This window comes from Kytococcus sp. Marseille-QA3725 (genome assembly GCF_054950055.1).
The window spans coordinates 1,542,484-1,558,027 of sequence record NZ_JBUCLA010000001.1; the positions used below are offsets into that span (position 1 = coordinate 1,542,484).

The following is a 15,544-nucleotide window of genomic DNA, read 5'->3' on the forward strand; positions in this document are numbered from 1 at the left end:
CGTGGCGGCGAAGGGTGGAGCCCGGGGCTACCGACGGGTCGGTGCGCTCGGTCGTCAACGGTACGCCCCCACCGAGCATTCCCGCAGCCTCGGAACGATCCCCTCGGGACGTCAGACGAGCGAGCCGCGGCGCCACAGGGAGGCACCCGCCGCCAGGTCCGCCGCGGTGTCCAGGAGGGCCAGACCCCGACGGTCGGCGCGGACGTCCGCCTCCCCCACCGGCTGCTGGCCGGCGACGGCCCCTCGCCCTGCACTCACGACGCGACAGAAGGCTGCCGCCCGCTCCAGGGCCGTGGCCAGGTCGCCCGTGTACACCCCGTGGAGCACCGCGTCCACGAGGTCGTGGACCTCGCGCGGACCGGGCGGGTCCACGACGCCTGCGACGGCGTGGGAGACCTCCGCCGACCGCATGCCCTCGGCGTACTCGCGCGCGGCGGCCTCGGGACTGGTCGCCACCCACTGCCGCAGCGCGTAGAGCCGCCAGAGGGCACCGGGAAGCGAGCGGGCCGGACGGTCGGCCCACAGCAGGGCCAGCGCGTCGAGCCCCAGGTCGTCCACGAGCTCGACCAGCCGGCGCGTCACCGTGGGGTCGGCGGCGGCCCGCCCACGGTGCACCAGCACCTGCGCGGTGCTGTGGCTGAGCTCGACGGCGTCCGCCGGGTCGTCGCCCCCGACCTGCTGATCCAGCTGCCAGCTGGTGCGGAAGGCCGGGCGGCGCAGACGCTCGCTCACCGGGCCGGCCCCATCGACACCGCGCGCACGACGGCCTCGCCCAGCTCGTCGCTCGCGTCGAGGTCCACCACCGCGGTGATGCGCCAGTCGTAGTCCCCCGCGGCGTCCTCGATGACCTGCTCGACGATCCAGGCCCGCTCGCCGTGCAGGACGCCCTCGGGGAGCTCGTCGATCCGGGAGGGGGCAGGATCGGCGTCCACCAGGAAGAAGTCACCCGAGCGCGCCGACGGACCGATGCCGACGTCCTCGTACTCGTCGTAGTACTCCCCCAGGGCGTCGTCCCAGGCGTCCGCGTCCATGACCACCCGCGCAGGCGGCTCCGAGAGCCGGGCCACCGCCTCCTCGAGCTCGCCGAGCTGCTGATAGCGGTCGTGGGCCACCAGCTCCACCCGGCGGAACATCGCGGTGCGCACCATCACGCGGAAGGCGCGCTCGTTGGCCGTCACGCCCTGGGCCCCGTGCGCCGGGCGCACCTCCTGCGCCTCGCGGTCCGGCACCTCCCCACCGGCCAGCAGGGTCCACTCGTCCACCAGCGAGGAGTCGGTCTGCCGGATGACCTCACCGAGCCACTCGATGATCTCTTCGACCGCCTCGGTGCGGGCGTGCTCGGGCACCGTGTGGCGCAGCGTCCGCCAGGCGTCCGAGAGGTAGCGCAGGAGCACCCCCTCGGCCCGGGCGAGGTCGTAGAAGCGGACGTACTCGCCGAAGGAGGCGCCCTTCTCGAACATGTCGCGGACGACGGACTTGGGCGACAGCGCCTCGAAGGTCACCCACGGGTGGGACTGGCGGTAGATCTCGAGCGTGCCGTCCAGCAGCTCCTCGAGCGGCTTCGGCCAGGTGATCTCCTCAAGCCGGTTCATGCGCTCGGTGTACTCGATGCCGTCGGCCTTCATCTCGGCGACCGCCTCGCCCCGGGCCTTGTACTGCTGCTGCACCAGCACGGGGCGGGGGTCGTCGAGCACCGCCTCGATGACGCTCACCACGTCCAGCGCGTGGGTGGGCGCCCCGGGGTCGAGCACCTCCGTGGCCGCCACGGCGAAGGGCGCCAGCGGCTGGTTGAGGGCGAAGTCGTCACTCACGCCCTCGGCCAGTCGGATGGACGTGGCACCGGTGTGCTCGTCGACCTGCTGGGAGACCACGCCCGCGTCACGGAGACCGCGGTAGAGCTCGATGGTGCGGCGGGCGAGCCGTCGGCGGCCGGCGGGCGTCTCGTGGTTCTCCTCCACCAGACGGCGCATGGTGCGCCACGCCTCACCGGGCTCCCCCGGGCGCTGGATGACGTTGAGCAGCGTGCCGTGGGTGACCCGCATGCGACTGGCCAGCGGCTCGGGGTCGGAGCCGACGAGCTTGGTGAACGTCTCCTCGGTCCAGCTCACGAAGCCCTCCGGGGGCTTCTTGCGGACCAGCTTGCGCCGCTTCTTCGGGTCGTCGCCCGCCTTCTCCTCGGCCCGGAGGTTCTCGATGACGTGCGGCGGCGCCTGGGCCACGACGTGCCCGGAGGTGTCGAACCCGGCCCGCCCGGCGCGCCCGGCGATCTGGTGGAACTCGCGGGCCTTGAGCACCCGCATGCGGGTCCCGTCGAACTTGGCCAGGCCCGTGAACAGCACCGTGCGGATGGGCACGTTGATGCCCACGCCCAGCGTGTCCGTACCGGCGATCACCTGCAGCAGGCCCGCCTGTGCCAGCTGCTCGACCAGGCGGCGGTAGCGCGGCAACATGCCGGCGTGGTGCACGCCGATGCCCTGGCGCAGCAGGCTCCGCAGCGTCTTGCCGAAGCCGGCCGAGAAGCGGACGTCGGCGAGGCGCTCGGCCAGGCGGTCCTTCTGATCGCGGGAGAGCTTCACCGTGCCGCTCAGGGCGAGCGCCCCCTCGACGGCCTGCTTCTGCGAGAAGTACACGACGTAGACGGGCGACTGGTGGGTGGAGAGCAGTTCCTCGAGCGTCTCCTCCAGCGGGGTGGTCCTCCACTCGAAGCTCAGCGGCACCGGTCGCTCGGCGTTGGCGACCACCGCGGTGGGACGGCCCGTGCGCCGGGTGAGGTCCTCCTCGAAGGTGCTGACGTCGCCCAGCGTGGCGCTCATGAGCAGGAACTGGGCCTGCGGCAGCTCCAGCAGCGGCACCTGCCAGGCCCAGCCGCGGTCCGGCTCGGAGTAGAAGTGGAACTCGTCCATGACCACGAGCCCGACGTCCGCGTCCTCGCCCTCCCGCAGGGCGAGATTGGCCAGGATCTCCGCCGTGCAGGCGATGATCGGGGCGTCCGGGTTGACCGAGGCGTCACCGGTCATCATGCCGACGTTCTCGGCCCCGAAGACGTCCACCAGGGCGAAGAACTTCTCGCTCACCAGCGCCTTGAGCGGGGCGGTGTAGAAGGACACCTTGTCCTGCGCGAGCGCCACGAAGTGCCCGGCCACACCCACCAGGGACTTCCCGGAGCCCGTCGGCGTGGCGAGGATGACATTGCTGCCGGCCGCCAGCTCCAGCGCCGCCTCGTCCTGGTGCGGGTAGAGCTCGATGCCCTGGTCGACGGCCCACCCGGCGAAGGCCTCGTGCACCTCGGACCCGTCCGGGCTGGTGCTGGCCGGCAGCCGGTCCACCAGGCGACGCGCCGCGGACCCGGCGGGAGGAGCGGACGAGGGCTGTGCGGCATCGGAAGTCATCCCGCCCATCATCGCACCGAGCGCCGACGCCCCGCACCGGATTAAGAACCGCTCGCAAACCGGCTAGGGTCCGCGCCCATGAGTTCACGTTGTCAGGTCACGGGGGCCACGGTCTCCTACGGCCACTCCGGCAGTCACTCACACCGCCGCTGGAGCCGCCGCTGGAGCCCCAACGTGCAGCGTCGCCGCTTCCACGTCCCGTCCCTGGGCGCACCAGCCGCATCGACGTGAGCGCCCGCGGGCTCAAGGTGATCGACCGCCGCGGCATCGACGCCGTGGTCGCCGACATGAAGGCACGGGGCGAGGTGATCCGATGGAGGTCCGCGCCTCCCTGCGCTCCCTCGCCCGCCAGCCGGGTGCCCAGGTCGTGAAGCGCCGCGGACGCCTGTACGTGGTGAACAAGAAGAACCCGCGCATGAAGGGTCACGCCGGCTGATCCGGCGGCACCGGTGAGGACCTGAGGAGGGGGGCGGCAAGCGCCGCCCCCCTCCTCAGACGTCGAGGAGCTCGGCGCTGGTCACCTGCGTGATCTGCGGGGCGAAGAGCGCCATCTGCCGCAGGGCGAGGTCGTGGTTCTCCGGCGAGGAGCCGGCACAGGCGTCGGTGACCACCTCGACGAAGGCCCCGTCGTCCGCCGCGGGCAGGGCGGTGGCCACGACGCAGCAGTCCGTCGCCACGCCGACCAGGCGCAGGTGCGGCTGCTCCCCCACCACGATCTGCAGCATGTCGTGCCACTTGCCGAAGGTCGGCTCGGTGACGACCAGGGCCTCCACGTCGGCGAGCTCCGGCACGATCTCGTAGAGCGGGTCGGAGTCCGGCACCTGCGCGAAGGGCCATTCCTCGTAGTAGGGCACCCAGGAGCCCGTCGGCTCCTCGTCGGCCACGAAGCGCGTGATGACGACCCGCCCCGGGTGGGCGGCGACGAGCTGCCGGACGGTGGGCAGCACGTCGGCGAACATCGGTGAGCCCCACGGGCTGGTGGCCGGGTCGGCGAAGATGCGCTGGGGATCGACGACCACCAGCCACGGGCTGGCGCCTGTCCCCTCCTCCGCCGGGGCCGGGGCGGTCCGCGGCACGGCACCCATCAGCGACCCTCCTGTCGACGGACCCGGCCGGAGCCGATGGCGAGGTACCCCAGGAGGCCCAGCAGCAGGGCCACGACGACCCCGAGGTTCGACCAGGCCCAGTCCCCCTCCCGACCGCCGAGGCCCAGTGGGCCGAGCAGGTAGCCCTGCCAGCCGAGCCAGTCCGCGTACGAGTTGGTGACCAGCCCCCAGCCGACGACGGCCGCGACCAGCATCAGCAGCACCGGGCCCCAGGCGACGGACCCGTAGCGTCCCCGCGGGTCGAAGAGCGCCGCCTCGTCGTAGTCGCGCCGGCGCAGCAGGATGTCGGCGATGAGGATGCCCGCCCAGGCGGCGATGGGCACGCCGAGGGTGATGAGGAAGCCCTGGAAGGGACCGAAGAAGTCCTCGGCGACGAGGACGACGTAGAGCGTGCCGGCCGTGAGGATGAGCCCGTCGATGCCGGCCGCGGCCGGGCGCGGGAGCCTCACACCCAGGCTGAGCAGGGTGAGACCCGAGGAGTAGATGCCCAGCACGGCGCCACTGACCAGGCTGATCACGGCGGCGACCAGGAAGGGCACGAGGAACCACGTGGGCAGGGCCGCCGCGAGCGCCCCGATGGGATCGGCCGCGATGGCCGCGCGCAGCCCCTCGTCCGAACCGGCGAGCAGCAGCCCGAACACGACGAGGACGGCCGGGGCGAGGGCACCACCGAGAGTGTTCCAGAAGACCACCTGCCCGCCGGGGGTGGAGCGCGGCAGGTAGCGGGACCAGTCGCTGGCGATGTTGATCCACCCCAGGCCGAAGCCGGTCATCGTCATGATGAACGCGCCGAGCATGGCCTGCGCCGAGCCGTCCGGGATGCCCTGCACGGCGGTCAGGTCGACCTCGTCGAGGGTGAGCAGCACGTAGAGCACGGTGATGGTGGCGGTGAGCCAGGTGAAGATCGCCTGCAACCGCATGATGACGCGGTAGCCCAGCACGGCCGCGACGATGATGAGCCCGGCGACCACGACGGCGGCCACGACCTTGGTGAGCGTGCCACCACCCCAGCCGAGGCGCTCGGCGACGGTGGCCGTCGCGAGCGTCGCGAGGATGGCCAGCACGGTCTCCCACCCGATCGAGAGCAGCCACGAGACCACCCCGGGCAGCTTGTTGCCCTGCACCCCGAAGGGAGCGCGGGAGAGCGCCATGGTCGGCGCGGAGCCCCGCTTGCCGGCGAGCGCCACCACACCGCAGAGCAGGAAGCTGACGACCACACCGAGGACGCCCACCACCAGCGCCTGCCGGAAGCTGATGCCGAAGTCGAGGATCCAGGTGCCGTAGGAGAGGCCGAAGACCGAGATGTTGGCCGCGAACCAGGGCCAGAACAGGTCCGAGGGGCGCCCGGTCCGCTCGGACTCGGCCACCACCTCGAAGCCGGTCGTCTCGATGAGGGAGGAGCTGGTGCCCGCGGTGGCCGGACCCGCGAGGACGTCCTCCGAGGTGGCTCCCGACACCTCGGAGGACGGTGTGATGTGGCTCATGCGGCGAAGAGTGTCACGAACCCTTCGCGAGGCGCATCCTCGACAGCGCCCACCAGGCGAGCAGTAATCCGCCCAGGGCGGCGACGCCCAGCACCATCACGCCACCGGTGGCGCTGAGGTCGGTGAGCTCGACGAGGGCGTCCCGGTCGCGGAAGTGCTGCGCGACCGCCAGCGCGCCGTGGTGCAGGCTGAGGAAGCGCGCGCGGGGGGCCAGGCCGATGAGCATGCCCTCCCACAGCACCAGATAGAGCGCACCGATGATCACCGCGTGTTTCACCCAAGTGCTCAGGGCCGTGAAGACCGCGCCGTAGGCCAGACCGGCCACGGCGCCGGCCACCAGCCAGGAGGTCAGCTCGTGGCTGCCCATGACGGCCGCCATGCCTCCGGCGGTCACGAGCCCCAGCAGCGCGCTGACGGCGCAGATGACCAGGACCTTCTGCAGCAGGATCTGCCAGCGCGGGGTGGGGGTGGCCAGCACGTGCAGCACCGAGGAGTCGTCCACCTCGTTGCCGATCCCGTTGACCGCCACCAGTAGCGCCGCCAGCGGGATGATGACGCTCGTGGCGAGGTCGCGGACGACCTGGTCGGCCACCACCTCGTCGGCCTCCCCGACGGCGAAGCGCAGCAGGACGGACAGGCCCAGCCCTGCCAGCGGCAGGAGGAGCAGCAGGAGCGGGCGCCAGCCCCGGGAGAGGGAGCGCCAGGTCATCGTCGCGATGGTCACCGCCATCACCGTCCTTCCACGAGGTAGCCGAAGACGCTCTCGAGCGACTCGTCGGTGGGGCGCACGCTCTCCAGCGCGATGCCGTGGCGTCGTGCCACCACCGGGAGCAGCCGGGAGAAGGCCTCGAAGTCGACCACCTGCACCTGCACGTGGTCCTGCAGCCCCTGCACCAGGCCCACCGAGGAGGCACCGTGCTCGGCGATGAGCGCCGAGGCCAGGGCACGGTCGTCGGAGGAGACGATCTCGTACTGGTGCGGCCGGTTGGTCATGAGCCGGCGCAGCGTCCGGAAGTCACCGGAGGCGAGGTGGCGGCCGGCCAGCATCACCTGGATGGTGCCGGCCATCTGCTGCACCTCCTCCAGGATGTGGCTGCTCACCAGCACGGTGGCCCCGCGGTCCGCGTACTCGTGCAGGGTGCTCATGAGCCGCACGCGCTGCCCCGGGTCCATGCCGTTGAACGGCTCGTCCAGCAGCAGCACCTCCGGCTCGTGCACGAGGGCCGAGGCCATCTTGATGCGCTGCTTCATGCCCTTGGAATACTTGCCGACGCGGCGGTCCGCGGCGTCCTCGAGGTCGACCAGGCGGATCGCGTGCTCCGCGGCCCCCCGGGCGTCCCGCAGCCGGTGCAGGCGGGCGATGGCGGTGACGAACTCACGGCCCGTCAGCTCGTCGTACATCGCCTCGGTCTCCGGCATCATGCCGAGCCGCTCGTAGATGGCGGGGTTGCCCCGCACCGGCTGCCCGTCGAGGGTGATGCTGCCGGCCGAGGTGGTCTCGAAGCCGGCGATCATCGCCATGAGGGTGGACTTGCCGGCCCCGTTGGGGCCCAGCAGGCCCGTGATTCCGGGCCCGAGGTCGAAGGAGACGTCATTGACGGCGACCACGTCGCCGAACCAGCGGGACGCCCCGTCGATGGAGACGACAGCCATCAGTTCACCCTCCGGTAGCGGCGGACCAGGGCCAGCAGCCCCAGCCCGCATCCGACGACGAGCAGCACGAGCATGAGGACGGCGCTCGCGTCGTCCTGCGGCGCCGTGAGCTCGGAGTTCCCGGTGGTCCACTCGACCACGCGCTCGACGGCGGAGTTGGGGCTGATCACCGGGGCCCAGCGGGCCAGGACGCCCTCCTGCGATCCCGTGGCCCGGGCGGATTCCATGACCACCGAGACGACGGAGCTGAGCACCAGGAGCACACCCAGGATCACGGCGGTGGCGACGCCCCGCTTGGGGGTCAGGGCCGCGGTGAGGGCGGCGACCACACCCACCGCGATGCTCAGCAGGAGAGCCCCGAGGGCCCCCACCCCGGCCGCACCCCAGACCGTCCGGAACGCGCCGCCGGCGAGCCACCACCCGAGGGTGCCGAGGAGGATGCCGACCGCCTGCAGCGTGAACAGCGCCAGCACGAGGGCACCCAAGCGGGACAGCACGTAGTCCGTCCGACTCAGCGGGCGCGAGAGGTAGTGGACGATCGCCCGCGAGCGCAGGTCCGCAGAGAAGAGCACGGGGGCCGAGACCGCGGCGAAGAGCGCCACCAGCGTGTAGAAGGCGTACGGGACGCGGGCCGGGTGGAACACGGGCCCCATCCCCTCGAACGGGACGAGGATCATGATGGCGCCGGAGATGAGCATCGGCGCCGCCATGAGCGCCAGGCAGACCCAGGGCATGACCTTGCCCTTCCAGGTGCGGCCGAACCCGAAGGCCGAGCCGTAGCCCTGGCGCACCAGGTAGCCGAGGATGCCGCCGCGACCGGCCCGCGGGCCGTCGTAGCCGCGGTACCCGAGGTCGTGGATGACGGACTGCGTGCCGGTGGGCGTTCCACCGGTCGGGATCCGCGTGCTCATGCCGCATCCTCCTCGTCCTCGCCCAGGAACAGCTCCGAGAGCTGGTGCCGGGCACCCGTCATGCGTGCCAGTCCCCAGCCGTGCTCGGCGCAGAGCTCCACCACGGTGGCCCGCACCTCGTCCGACGCGTCGGGGACGACCACGAGCCCGCCGCTGCGCCCGGCCTCGACGCCCCGGTGGTGCAGGGCCGCGATGAGGTGGGCGGGAGCCTCCTGGTCGCCGATGACCTCGATCTCGAGCGCACCGGTCCCGGCGGTCAGCTCCGCCACCGACGAGGACGTGGCCAGTCGGCCGGCGTCCAGCACGACGATGTGGTCGCAGATGCGCTCCAGCTCCCCGAGCAGGTGCGAGGTGACCAGGACGGAGATGCCGAACTCGTGACCGATCCGTCCGATGAGGTCGAGCATCTCGTCGCGCCCCGCCGGGTCCAGACCGTTGGTCGGCTCGTCGAGCATGACCAGGTCCGGGTCGTGGATGAGCGCCTGGGCCAGCTTGGCCCGCTGCTTCATGCCGGTGGAGTAGGTGCCGACCGGACGGTGGCGCGCCTCGTCGAGACCGACGTGCCGCAGGATGTCCGCGGCCCGCTCGCGGGCAACGTCTCGGGGCAGGCCCGAGACCCGGCCGAAGTGCATGATCGACTGCGCAGCGCTGACGTCCGGGGGCATGCAGTCGTACTCCGGCATGAAGCCGATGCGCGAACGCGCCTCCTGCGGGTTCTCGACGGCGTCGATGCCGAAGATGCTCGCGCTCCCCGAGGTGGGGGGCTCCAGCCCCAGCAGCATGCGGATCAGCGTGGACTTGCCGGCACCGTTGTGGCCGACCACCCCCGTGATCCCTTCTCCCACCGAGAGAGTCAGATCGCTGACCGCGGTGAAGTTGCCGAATCGCTTGGTCAGCGATTCCGTGCTCCAGACGTCCATGGAGCAACCGTAGAGCTCGCGGCGGCAACGGATCTCATCCCGTGGACCGAATCCCGGACTCCGCCCCCGACCAGCGTCCAATGCGGCACCGCACCGGCTCCGGTCGCCTCAGCCCTGCACGGCCAGTGCCAGCGGGAGCACCCCCGGTGCTCCCGCCCGACGCAGGGCACGACCGGCCACGGTGAGGGTCCAGCGCGAGTCGACAAGGTCGTCCACCAGCAGGACCGGGCCCGGGGCGGTGGAGAGCCTCTCCGCCAGCGCCGGGCCCACCGCGAGACGTTCCCACACGCCCGCCAGGCGGAAGGCACTGTTCCCGCCGGGCTCGCCGACAGGTCCACCGTCCACGGGGTCGAGCGTCCCCAGCAGGGGAAGGCGCCCGATGGCAGCGAGCTGCTCGGCGAGGGAGGACACGACCTGCGGGTGCCCACGGGAGGGCACGGCCACGACACCCACGGGGCGCTCGGCCCAGTCCCACTCAGCGAGCAGCAGGACGACCGCCCGAACCACCTCGGCCGGAACGGGCTGGTCCTCCGCCAGCAGCGACCGCAACCGCTGCCCCCACCCCAGGTCGCTCAGCCTCGCGAGGGCCCGTCCCGGCAGCAGCTGCTCCTCGGCCGGGATGCGCCCCTTGGCCGCGACGCCGAGCCGGTCCATCCCGGTCGGCCACTGCGCCCGCGGCTCGAGCACCACCCCGTGGGACCCCAGACGTTCCCGGGCCCCGGCCACCGCGGTCTCGGGGACCTCGGTGGGGAACCAGGGTCCGGCGCAGTTGTCGCACCGCCCGCAGGGCTCGGCGGTGGGGTCGTCCAGGGTGCGCTGCAGGAACTGCATGCGGCACCCGCCGGTGGTGCGGTACTCCCGCATCAGGTCCGCCTCGCGCTCCCGTGCCGCCGCGACCCGCTCGTAGCGCTCGGCGTCATAGGCCCACGGCCGCCCGGTGGTGGTCCACCCGCCGGGGACCTTCTGCACGGCTCCGTCCACGTCGAGCACCTTGAGCAGGAGCTCGAGCCGGGTGCGCCGGACGTCCACCCGGGTCTCCAGCACCGCCGTGGACAATGGCCTGCCGGCCTCCGCGAGCGCGGTGAGCACGGCATCCGCCTGGTCCTGCCTCGGCATGGAGACGGTGGCGAAGTAGCGCCAGATGTCCGGGTCCTCCGGACCCGGCAGCAGCAGCACGTCCGCTCGCTCGGTGGCACGCCCCGCACGGCCGACCTGCTGGTAGTAGGCCACCGGGGAGCTCGGGGCGCCCAGGTGGACGACGAATCCCAGGTCCGGCTTGTCGAAGCCCATGCCGAGGGCCGAGGTGGCCACCAGTGCCTTGACCTCGTTCCCCCGGAGCGCCTCCTCGAGCCGCTGTCGTTCCTCGGCGTCCGTCCGGCCCGTGTAGGCAGCCACCGGGTGGCCGGCCGCCGCCAGCGCCGCCGTGACGTCCTCGGCGGCGGAGACGGTCAGGCAGTAGACGATGCCGGAGCCGGGCAGCTCCTCCAGGTGGGAGGCCAGCCAGCCGAGCCGCTGCTCGGGCGCCAGGGGCACGCCACCCTCCCCCAGCAGCACCCCCAGCCTCAGGGAGTCCCGCGCGAGCCCCCCGCGCACCGTCCGGACGGAGTGCTGCTCGCCACCTGGCCCGACAGCGAGCTGCTCGACCACGTCGTCGACCACCCGGGCGTTGGCCGTGGCCGTCGTGGCGAGGACGGGCGTGTCCCCGGGCAGGTCACCCAGCAGGCTGCGGATGCGCCGGTAGTCCGGCCGGAAGTCGTGCCCCCAGTCGCTGATGCAGTGCGCCTCGTCCACCACCAGCAGCCCGCAGCGGCCGGCGAGGTCGGGCAGCTGCTCCTCCCGGAAGCGCGGGTTGTTGAGGCGCTCCGGGCTCACGAGGAGGACGTCGACCTCGTCGGCCTCCAGGGCGGCACGCACCTCGTCCCACTCGGTCGCGTTGGCCGAGTTCATGGTGACGGCCCGCACAGCCGCCCGGGCGGCGGCCCCGACCTGGTCGCGCATCAGGGCCAGCAGCGGCGAGACGATCACCGTCGGACCGGCGCCCTGCTCCCGACGCAGCGCGGTGGCCACGAAGTAGACGGCCGACTTGCCCCACCCGGTGCGCTGCACCACGAGCACCCGTGCCCGGTCCTCCACCAGGGCGCGCACGGCCTCGAGCTGCCCGTCGCGGAAGGCGACGTCCTCGCGTCCGACGAGCCGGCGGAGGGCCCCGAGGGCACGGTCCTCGAACGAGTTCGTCATGGCCTCCACCCTGTCACCCACCCCCGACGACCTCCGCCCGCCGTCCACAGGCACCGGGGTGCTCCTCGGTAGACTCCGGCCTCCCGGGCCGAGTCCCGAGGGCCTCTAGCTCAGCTGGCAGAGCAGCGGACTTTTAATCCGTAGGTCGTGGGTTCGATCCCCACGGGGCCCACCCACGACAGGACGCCCCCGCACCGGTCCGGTGCGGGGGCGTCCTGCGTGCCGTGGGCGCGGGGCCCGTGGCTCAGTGCTGCTCGTTGGGGTCGTTGTCCGCGTCGTCCTTGGTCGGGTGCAGCGTGCCCTTGACGTGGTCCGGCGGGCCGTACAGCGAGTACAGCTTCAGCGGCTCGTCACCGGTGTTGGTGAAGTTGTGCCACTGGCCGGCCGGGACGATCGCCACCCAGTCGTCGCCGATGGTCTCGTCGAAGGTCAGGTCGTCCTCCGCCGGCCCCATCTGGGCCCGGGCCTGACCCTGCTCGACGCGGATGAACTGGTCGTGGTCATCGTGCATCTCCAGGCCGACCTCACCCCCCCGGCGGGATGGTCATCACCGTCATCTGCAGGAACTCACCGGTCCACAGGGTGGCGCGGAAGTTCTCATTGGCGAGGGTGGCCTCCTCGATGTTCACCGTGTACGGCTTCGGGCCGTGGTCGCTCAGGTCAGCCATGGCTGTCTCCTCACTGCTCGGCGACGGGTCGTCCCACCCATCATGCCGACCCCTGTCCCTCCCGCGCCATCGGGGTGTGCTCGATGCCGTCCCAGTCGAAGTCGGGGCCGGTCCGCTCGAACCCGAAGCGGGAGTACCACCCCGCCAGGTGGGACTGCGCCTCGAGCTCGAGCCGTCGGTGGCCGTGCTCGGCCAGGACCCACTCCATGAGCCGGGCCGCCAGCCCCTCCCCGCGGTGCTCCGGTGCGGTCACCACGCGGCCGACGACCAGCGGACCGTGGGGACCCTCGGCATCCAGCAGGCGCAGGGTCGAGGCGACCTCCTGCCCACCCGACCAGACGTGCGTGGTGGTGGGCAGCAGGTCCAGCCCGTCCACCTCGGGGTAGGGACACTCCTGCTCCACGACGAAGACATCGACGCGCAGGCGCAGCAACCTGTGCAGCTGCTCCGTCGTGAGCTCGGGACCACGGACGCTGACGATCTGCTCCATGCCTCCATGATGACCCCGGGGCACCCCGGTGGCGCGCGTACACTGTGCGGCGTCCTGCGGCCGGCAGCCCCGGCGAGACAGGGCGGGTCCCCATCGTCTAGCGGCCTAGGACCCCGGCCTTTCACGCCGGTAACGCGGGTTCGAATCCCGTTGGGGATGCCACGAGCACGCCTTCTCCCACGTCGGGGTCAGCATCCACCCCGCATTCCCCCAAGGAGCCCGTTCTCCGCGGCACGACGCAGCACACTGGCAGGCGTCCCTCCCCCCCCCCCCCCCGTCGCCCCGAGGCGACACGCCCTCCAGGAGAACCTCGTGCACGCACGTCGCAGATCCGTGCTGGCCGGCGCGGGTGCGGCCCTGGCCGCCGCTGCCGTCCATCCCCTCACCCCGGCAACCGCCAGCGGGAGCCGCCGCATCGCCGTCGTCGGATCCGGTTACGGCGGGGCCGTGGCCGCGCTGGCCCTGACCTCACGGGGCATCCCCGTCGACCTCATCGAGATGGGGTGCGACTGGGACGCGCTCGGTCCGGGGCCCAAGGATCGCGTCTTCGACCCCATGACCGATCCCACCGCCCGGTCCATGTGGTTCGAGGAGCGCACGGACATGCCCATCTCACGGCTCTTCGGCATGGACGTGGTCAACCGCGACATCGAGCCCGGTGCCGGGGTCCTGGCCCTGGAGCGCTTCGCAGACATGAAGGTCTACGTGGGGCGCGGCGTCGGCGGTGGATCGCTGGCCAACGGGGGCATGGCCGTCACCCCGGACCGCAGCTTCTTCGAGCAGGTGCTGCCGCAGGTGGACGCCGAGGAGATGTACTCGACCTACTTCCCGCGCGCCAACGACCGGCTGGGGGTCACCGAGCCGGCGGCCGACATGGTCGCCTACTCCCCCTGGTACCAGTTCACCCGGGCCGGTGTGACCCTCGCCCGCAACGCGGGGCTCGAGGCGGTGCGCGTGCCGAACGTCTACGACTGGGAGCACATGCGGCGCGAGTCCTACCGGGAGGCCGAGCGCTCCGCCCTGGCCCAGGAGGTGATCTTCGGCAACAACCACGGCAAGAAGGCCCTGACCCGCACCTACCTCGAGAAGGCGCTGGCGACCGGCCTGGTGAACCTGACCCCGCTCACCGAGGTCACCCGCATCCGGCAGGAGACCGACGGGAGCTGGGGCCTGGACCTGCGGACCATCGACTTCGACGGCGTCGTGCAGTCCGAGCGGCAGGCGACCTACGACCGGGTGGTCCTCGCGGCCGGCTCCGTCGGCACCTCGAAGCTGCTGGTGCAGGCGCGCTCCCGTGGTGACGTGCCCGGGCTCAACGAGCACGTGGGCCGCTCCTGGGGGCCGAACGGCAACACGATGCTGGCCCTGCGGACCGAGGGAGCCGGCGCCCACCAGTCGGGCATCCCCACCATGGGCATCAAGCACTGGGACGACGGCCCCTCCTCGGTCTTCGCCGAGATCGCCCCGCTGCCGGCCGGCATCGAGATCGCACGGGCCCTCTTCCTGGCCATCACGAACAACCCGAACACCGCCTCCTTCACCGCGGGTGACGACGGGACGGTGGACCTGGACTGGACCCCCGCCAAGCACGAGCCGAGCGTGGCGGCCGCGCGGGCCGTGTTCGACCGCATCAACGAAGCCAACGGCACCAGCTACGCCACCGACATGTTCCTGGACGACAAGGCGTTCACCGACTACTTCACGTACCACCCGCTCGGCGGGATGGTCCTGGGCGAAGCCACCGACCTCAACGGCGAGGTCAAGGGCGCTCCGGGGCTGTTCGCGCTGGACGGCTCGCTGATCCCGGCCCGGATCGGCGTCAACCCCTTCGTCACGATCACCGCGCTGGCCGAGCGCTGCATGGACCGCCTGCTGGCGGCCGGGAGGTTCGCCTGATGACCGACTCCGCACGCCGACTCGCCACCCGCGCCCTGCTCTGGGGCGCACCGGCCGCCCTCCTCGGCGCAGCCACCCCGGTGCGGGCCAGCCGCCCCTACCCCGAGTGCCACGCGACCGGGGGTGCGACCGGCACCTCGGCTGCCGGAGGACTGACGGTCGAGCTCACCGGGCCCGACATGGACTGGGCGACCCTGGAGCCGCGACTGGACGAGACCATCTGGAAGAACACCCGCTTCACCGACCAGATGCGCCAGCCCGCCCCCGAGGACCTCAAGACCCCGGCGACCACCCGGGCCGCCCTGCCGACGGCGGCGACCGTGACCAACAACGGCGACGCCCCGGTCGACGCTCCCTCGGGGACCGCCGAGTTCGAGATGCGCGATGCCGGGACGGACCACTCCCCGCTCGGCTCCGACCAGGTGGGGGCGGTCACCTCGAACCCCCGGGTGATCTGGGAGCGCGCCAGCACCGGGCGCAACGGCAGGGAGGTGGGCCAGCGGTACTCCTGGCGCCTCGACGGCTCGCTGGAACCCGGTGAGAGCCTGGAGATGCCGCTGCTGCACTACTCGCCCTGGACCTTCGCGAACGTCGACTTCACGCTGCTCGTCCGCGTGACGGCCGGGGAGGCGGTGGCCGAGCGGGTCGGTCACGTGCCGGGGTACAGCACCGGCTGAGACCACCGCCAGCCGTTCGTGGCCCCGGCCGAACCGGGGCCACGAACGGCGCGATCCAGCCGATTTTGCACTGCCGCCGGATTCACGTATGGTTCTCCAGTCGCACGGCATA

Annotated in this window: 15 protein-coding genes, 2 tRNA genes and 1 pseudogene; 6 read left to right on the plus strand and 12 right to left on the minus strand. The window is 72.2% G+C overall.

Features of this window, described 5'->3' with window-relative positions; all coding sequences use genetic code 11:
- Positions 1 to 111: 111 nt before the first annotated feature.
- Positions 112 to 732 carry a hypothetical protein gene (locus ACY8FT_RS07040; RefSeq protein ID WP_462418182.1) on the minus strand — a complete coding sequence of 207 codons (621 nt, stop codon included), beginning with the start codon at positions 730 to 732 and terminating at the stop codon, positions 112 to 114.
- Positions 729 to 3,389, minus strand: a complete 2,661-nt coding sequence (locus ACY8FT_RS07045; protein WP_462418183.1) for a DEAD/DEAH box helicase — start codon at positions 3,387 to 3,389, stop codon at positions 729 to 731. The genes ACY8FT_RS07040 and ACY8FT_RS07045 overlap by 4 nt, the downstream gene beginning before the upstream one ends.
- A 78-nt stretch (positions 3,390 to 3,467) precedes the next feature.
- Here ACY8FT_RS07045 and rpmB point away from each other — a divergent pair.
- Positions 3,468 to 3,700: pseudogene (gene rpmB / locus ACY8FT_RS07050) on the plus strand (50S ribosomal protein L28); the annotation flags it as partial.
- Positions 3,701 to 3,702: 2 nt separating this feature from the next.
- Positions 3,703 to 3,825 carry a ribosomal protein bL36 gene (locus tag ACY8FT_RS07055; RefSeq protein ID WP_462418184.1) on the plus strand — a complete coding sequence of 41 codons (123 nt, stop codon included), beginning with the start codon at positions 3,703 to 3,705 and terminating at the stop codon, positions 3,823 to 3,825.
- 55 nt (positions 3,826 to 3,880) lie between these two features.
- Here the strand turns inward: ACY8FT_RS07055 and ACY8FT_RS07060 are convergent, their stop codons facing one another.
- The 7 genes from ACY8FT_RS07060 to ACY8FT_RS07090 all read right to left on the minus strand — a co-directional run bounded on the left by ACY8FT_RS07060 (position 3,881) and on the right by ACY8FT_RS07090 (position 11,701).
- The gene (locus tag ACY8FT_RS07060) at positions 3,881 to 4,474 is read right to left on the minus strand and encodes a cysteine hydrolase family protein (RefSeq protein ID WP_462418185.1); all 594 of its coding nucleotides are present in this window, start codon (positions 4,472 to 4,474) and stop codon (positions 3,881 to 3,883) included.
- Positions 4,474 to 5,979: a purine-cytosine permease family protein gene (locus tag ACY8FT_RS07065; RefSeq protein ID WP_462418186.1), complete on the minus strand. Its 1,506-nt coding sequence runs from the start codon at positions 5,977 to 5,979 to the stop codon at positions 4,474 to 4,476. Before ACY8FT_RS07065 ends, ACY8FT_RS07060 begins: the two co-directional genes overlap by 1 nt.
- Before the next feature lie 13 nt (positions 5,980 to 5,992).
- Complete coding sequence (locus tag ACY8FT_RS07070; RefSeq protein ID WP_462418187.1) at positions 5,993 to 6,703, minus strand: ABC transporter permease subunit; 711 nt, start codon at positions 6,701 to 6,703, stop codon at positions 5,993 to 5,995.
- 5 nt (positions 6,704 to 6,708) lie between these two features.
- Entirely contained in the window at positions 6,709 to 7,632 is a 924-nt protein-coding gene (locus ACY8FT_RS07075) for an ABC transporter ATP-binding protein (RefSeq protein WP_462418188.1), read from the minus strand.
- The gene (locus ACY8FT_RS07080; protein ID WP_462418189.1) at positions 7,632 to 8,543 is read right to left on the minus strand and encodes an ABC transporter permease subunit; all 912 of its coding nucleotides are present in this window, start codon (positions 8,541 to 8,543) and stop codon (positions 7,632 to 7,634) included. Before ACY8FT_RS07080 ends, ACY8FT_RS07075 begins: the two co-directional genes overlap by 1 nt.
- Positions 8,540 to 9,463, minus strand: a complete 924-nt coding sequence (locus ACY8FT_RS07085) for an ABC transporter ATP-binding protein (protein ID WP_462418190.1) — start codon at positions 9,461 to 9,463, stop codon at positions 8,540 to 8,542. The genes ACY8FT_RS07080 and ACY8FT_RS07085 overlap by 4 nt, the downstream gene beginning before the upstream one ends.
- Before the next feature lie 108 nt (positions 9,464 to 9,571).
- Positions 9,572 to 11,701 (minus strand): RecQ family ATP-dependent DNA helicase, encoded by a 2,130-nt coding sequence (locus ACY8FT_RS07090; RefSeq protein WP_462418191.1) that lies wholly within the window; start codon positions 11,699 to 11,701, stop codon positions 9,572 to 9,574.
- Positions 11,702 to 11,800: 99 nt separating this feature from the next.
- On the opposite strand from ACY8FT_RS07090, the gene ACY8FT_RS07095 reads away from it, so the two are divergent.
- Positions 11,801 to 11,873: transfer RNA gene (locus ACY8FT_RS07095), tRNA-Lys, on the plus strand.
- A gap of 72 nt (positions 11,874 to 11,945) precedes the next feature.
- On the opposite strand, the gene ACY8FT_RS07100 is transcribed toward ACY8FT_RS07095, so the two are convergent.
- Genes ACY8FT_RS07100 through ACY8FT_RS07110 form a run of 3 tightly spaced genes read right to left on the minus strand, consistent with a single transcriptional unit; the run spans position 11,946 to position 12,859 of the window.
- On the minus strand, positions 11,946 to 12,212 hold the full coding sequence (locus ACY8FT_RS07100; protein ID WP_462418192.1) for a cupin domain-containing protein: 267 nt from the start codon (positions 12,210 to 12,212) through the stop codon (positions 11,946 to 11,948).
- 13 nt (positions 12,213 to 12,225) lie between these two features.
- Positions 12,226 to 12,369, minus strand: a complete 144-nt coding sequence (locus tag ACY8FT_RS07105; protein WP_462418193.1) for a hypothetical protein — start codon at positions 12,367 to 12,369, stop codon at positions 12,226 to 12,228.
- A gap of 40 nt (positions 12,370 to 12,409) precedes the next feature.
- The gene (locus ACY8FT_RS07110; protein WP_462418194.1) at positions 12,410 to 12,859 is read right to left on the minus strand and encodes a GNAT family N-acetyltransferase; all 450 of its coding nucleotides are present in this window, start codon (positions 12,857 to 12,859) and stop codon (positions 12,410 to 12,412) included.
- Positions 12,860 to 12,945: 86 nt separating this feature from the next.
- Between ACY8FT_RS07110 and ACY8FT_RS07115 the strand changes: the two genes are divergently transcribed.
- From ACY8FT_RS07115 to ACY8FT_RS07125, 3 genes are all read left to right on the plus strand, one after another.
- Positions 12,946 to 13,021 (plus strand) — tRNA-Glu (locus ACY8FT_RS07115).
- Positions 13,022 to 13,171: 150 nt separating this feature from the next.
- Complete coding sequence (locus ACY8FT_RS07120; protein ID WP_462418195.1) at positions 13,172 to 14,755, plus strand: GMC oxidoreductase; 1,584 nt, start codon at positions 13,172 to 13,174, stop codon at positions 14,753 to 14,755.
- Positions 14,755 to 15,432 carry a hypothetical protein gene (locus ACY8FT_RS07125; protein ID WP_462418196.1) on the plus strand — a complete coding sequence of 226 codons (678 nt, stop codon included), beginning with the start codon at positions 14,755 to 14,757 and terminating at the stop codon, positions 15,430 to 15,432. The genes ACY8FT_RS07120 and ACY8FT_RS07125 overlap by 1 nt, the downstream gene beginning before the upstream one ends.
- Positions 15,433 to 15,544 lie beyond the last annotated feature (112 nt).

What these genes read in the sequence shown, in the direction of transcription:
- ACY8FT_RS07065 (WP_462418186.1), bottom strand. Translation starts at nt 5,979, where the DNA reads ATGAGCCACATCACACCGTCCTCCGAGGTGTCGGGAGCCACCTCGGAG.
- ACY8FT_RS07100 (WP_462418192.1), bottom strand. Translation starts at nt 12,212, where the DNA reads ATGCACGATGACCACGACCAGTTCATCCGCGTCGAGCAGGGTCAGGCC.
- ACY8FT_RS07090 (WP_462418191.1), bottom strand. Translation starts at nt 11,701, where the DNA reads ATGACGAACTCGTTCGAGGACCGTGCCCTCGGGGCCCTCCGCCGGCTC.
- ACY8FT_RS07080 (WP_462418189.1), bottom strand. Translation starts at nt 8,543, where the DNA reads ATGAGCACGCGGATCCCGACCGGTGGAACGCCCACCGGCACGCAGTCC.
- ACY8FT_RS07085 (WP_462418190.1), bottom strand. Translation starts at nt 9,463, where the DNA reads ATGGACGTCTGGAGCACGGAATCGCTGACCAAGCGATTCGGCAACTTC.
- ACY8FT_RS07045 (WP_462418183.1), bottom strand. Translation starts at nt 3,389, where the DNA reads ATGACTTCCGATGCCGCACAGCCCTCGTCCGCTCCTCCCGCCGGGTCC.
- ACY8FT_RS07105 (WP_462418193.1), bottom strand. Translation starts at nt 12,369, where the DNA reads ATGGCTGACCTGAGCGACCACGGCCCGAAGCCGTACACGGTGAACATC.
- ACY8FT_RS07125 (WP_462418196.1), top strand. Translation starts at nt 14,755, where the DNA reads ATGACCGACTCCGCACGCCGACTCGCCACCCGCGCCCTGCTCTGGGGC.
- ACY8FT_RS07075 (WP_462418188.1), bottom strand. Translation starts at nt 7,632, where the DNA reads ATGGCTGTCGTCTCCATCGACGGGGCGTCCCGCTGGTTCGGCGACGTG.
- ACY8FT_RS07055 (WP_462418184.1), top strand. Translation starts at nt 3,703, where the DNA reads ATGGAGGTCCGCGCCTCCCTGCGCTCCCTCGCCCGCCAGCCGGGTGCC.
- ACY8FT_RS07110 (WP_462418194.1), bottom strand. Translation starts at nt 12,859, where the DNA reads ATGGAGCAGATCGTCAGCGTCCGTGGTCCCGAGCTCACGACGGAGCAG.
- ACY8FT_RS07060 (WP_462418185.1), bottom strand. Translation starts at nt 4,474, where the DNA reads ATGGGTGCCGTGCCGCGGACCGCCCCGGCCCCGGCGGAGGAGGGGACA.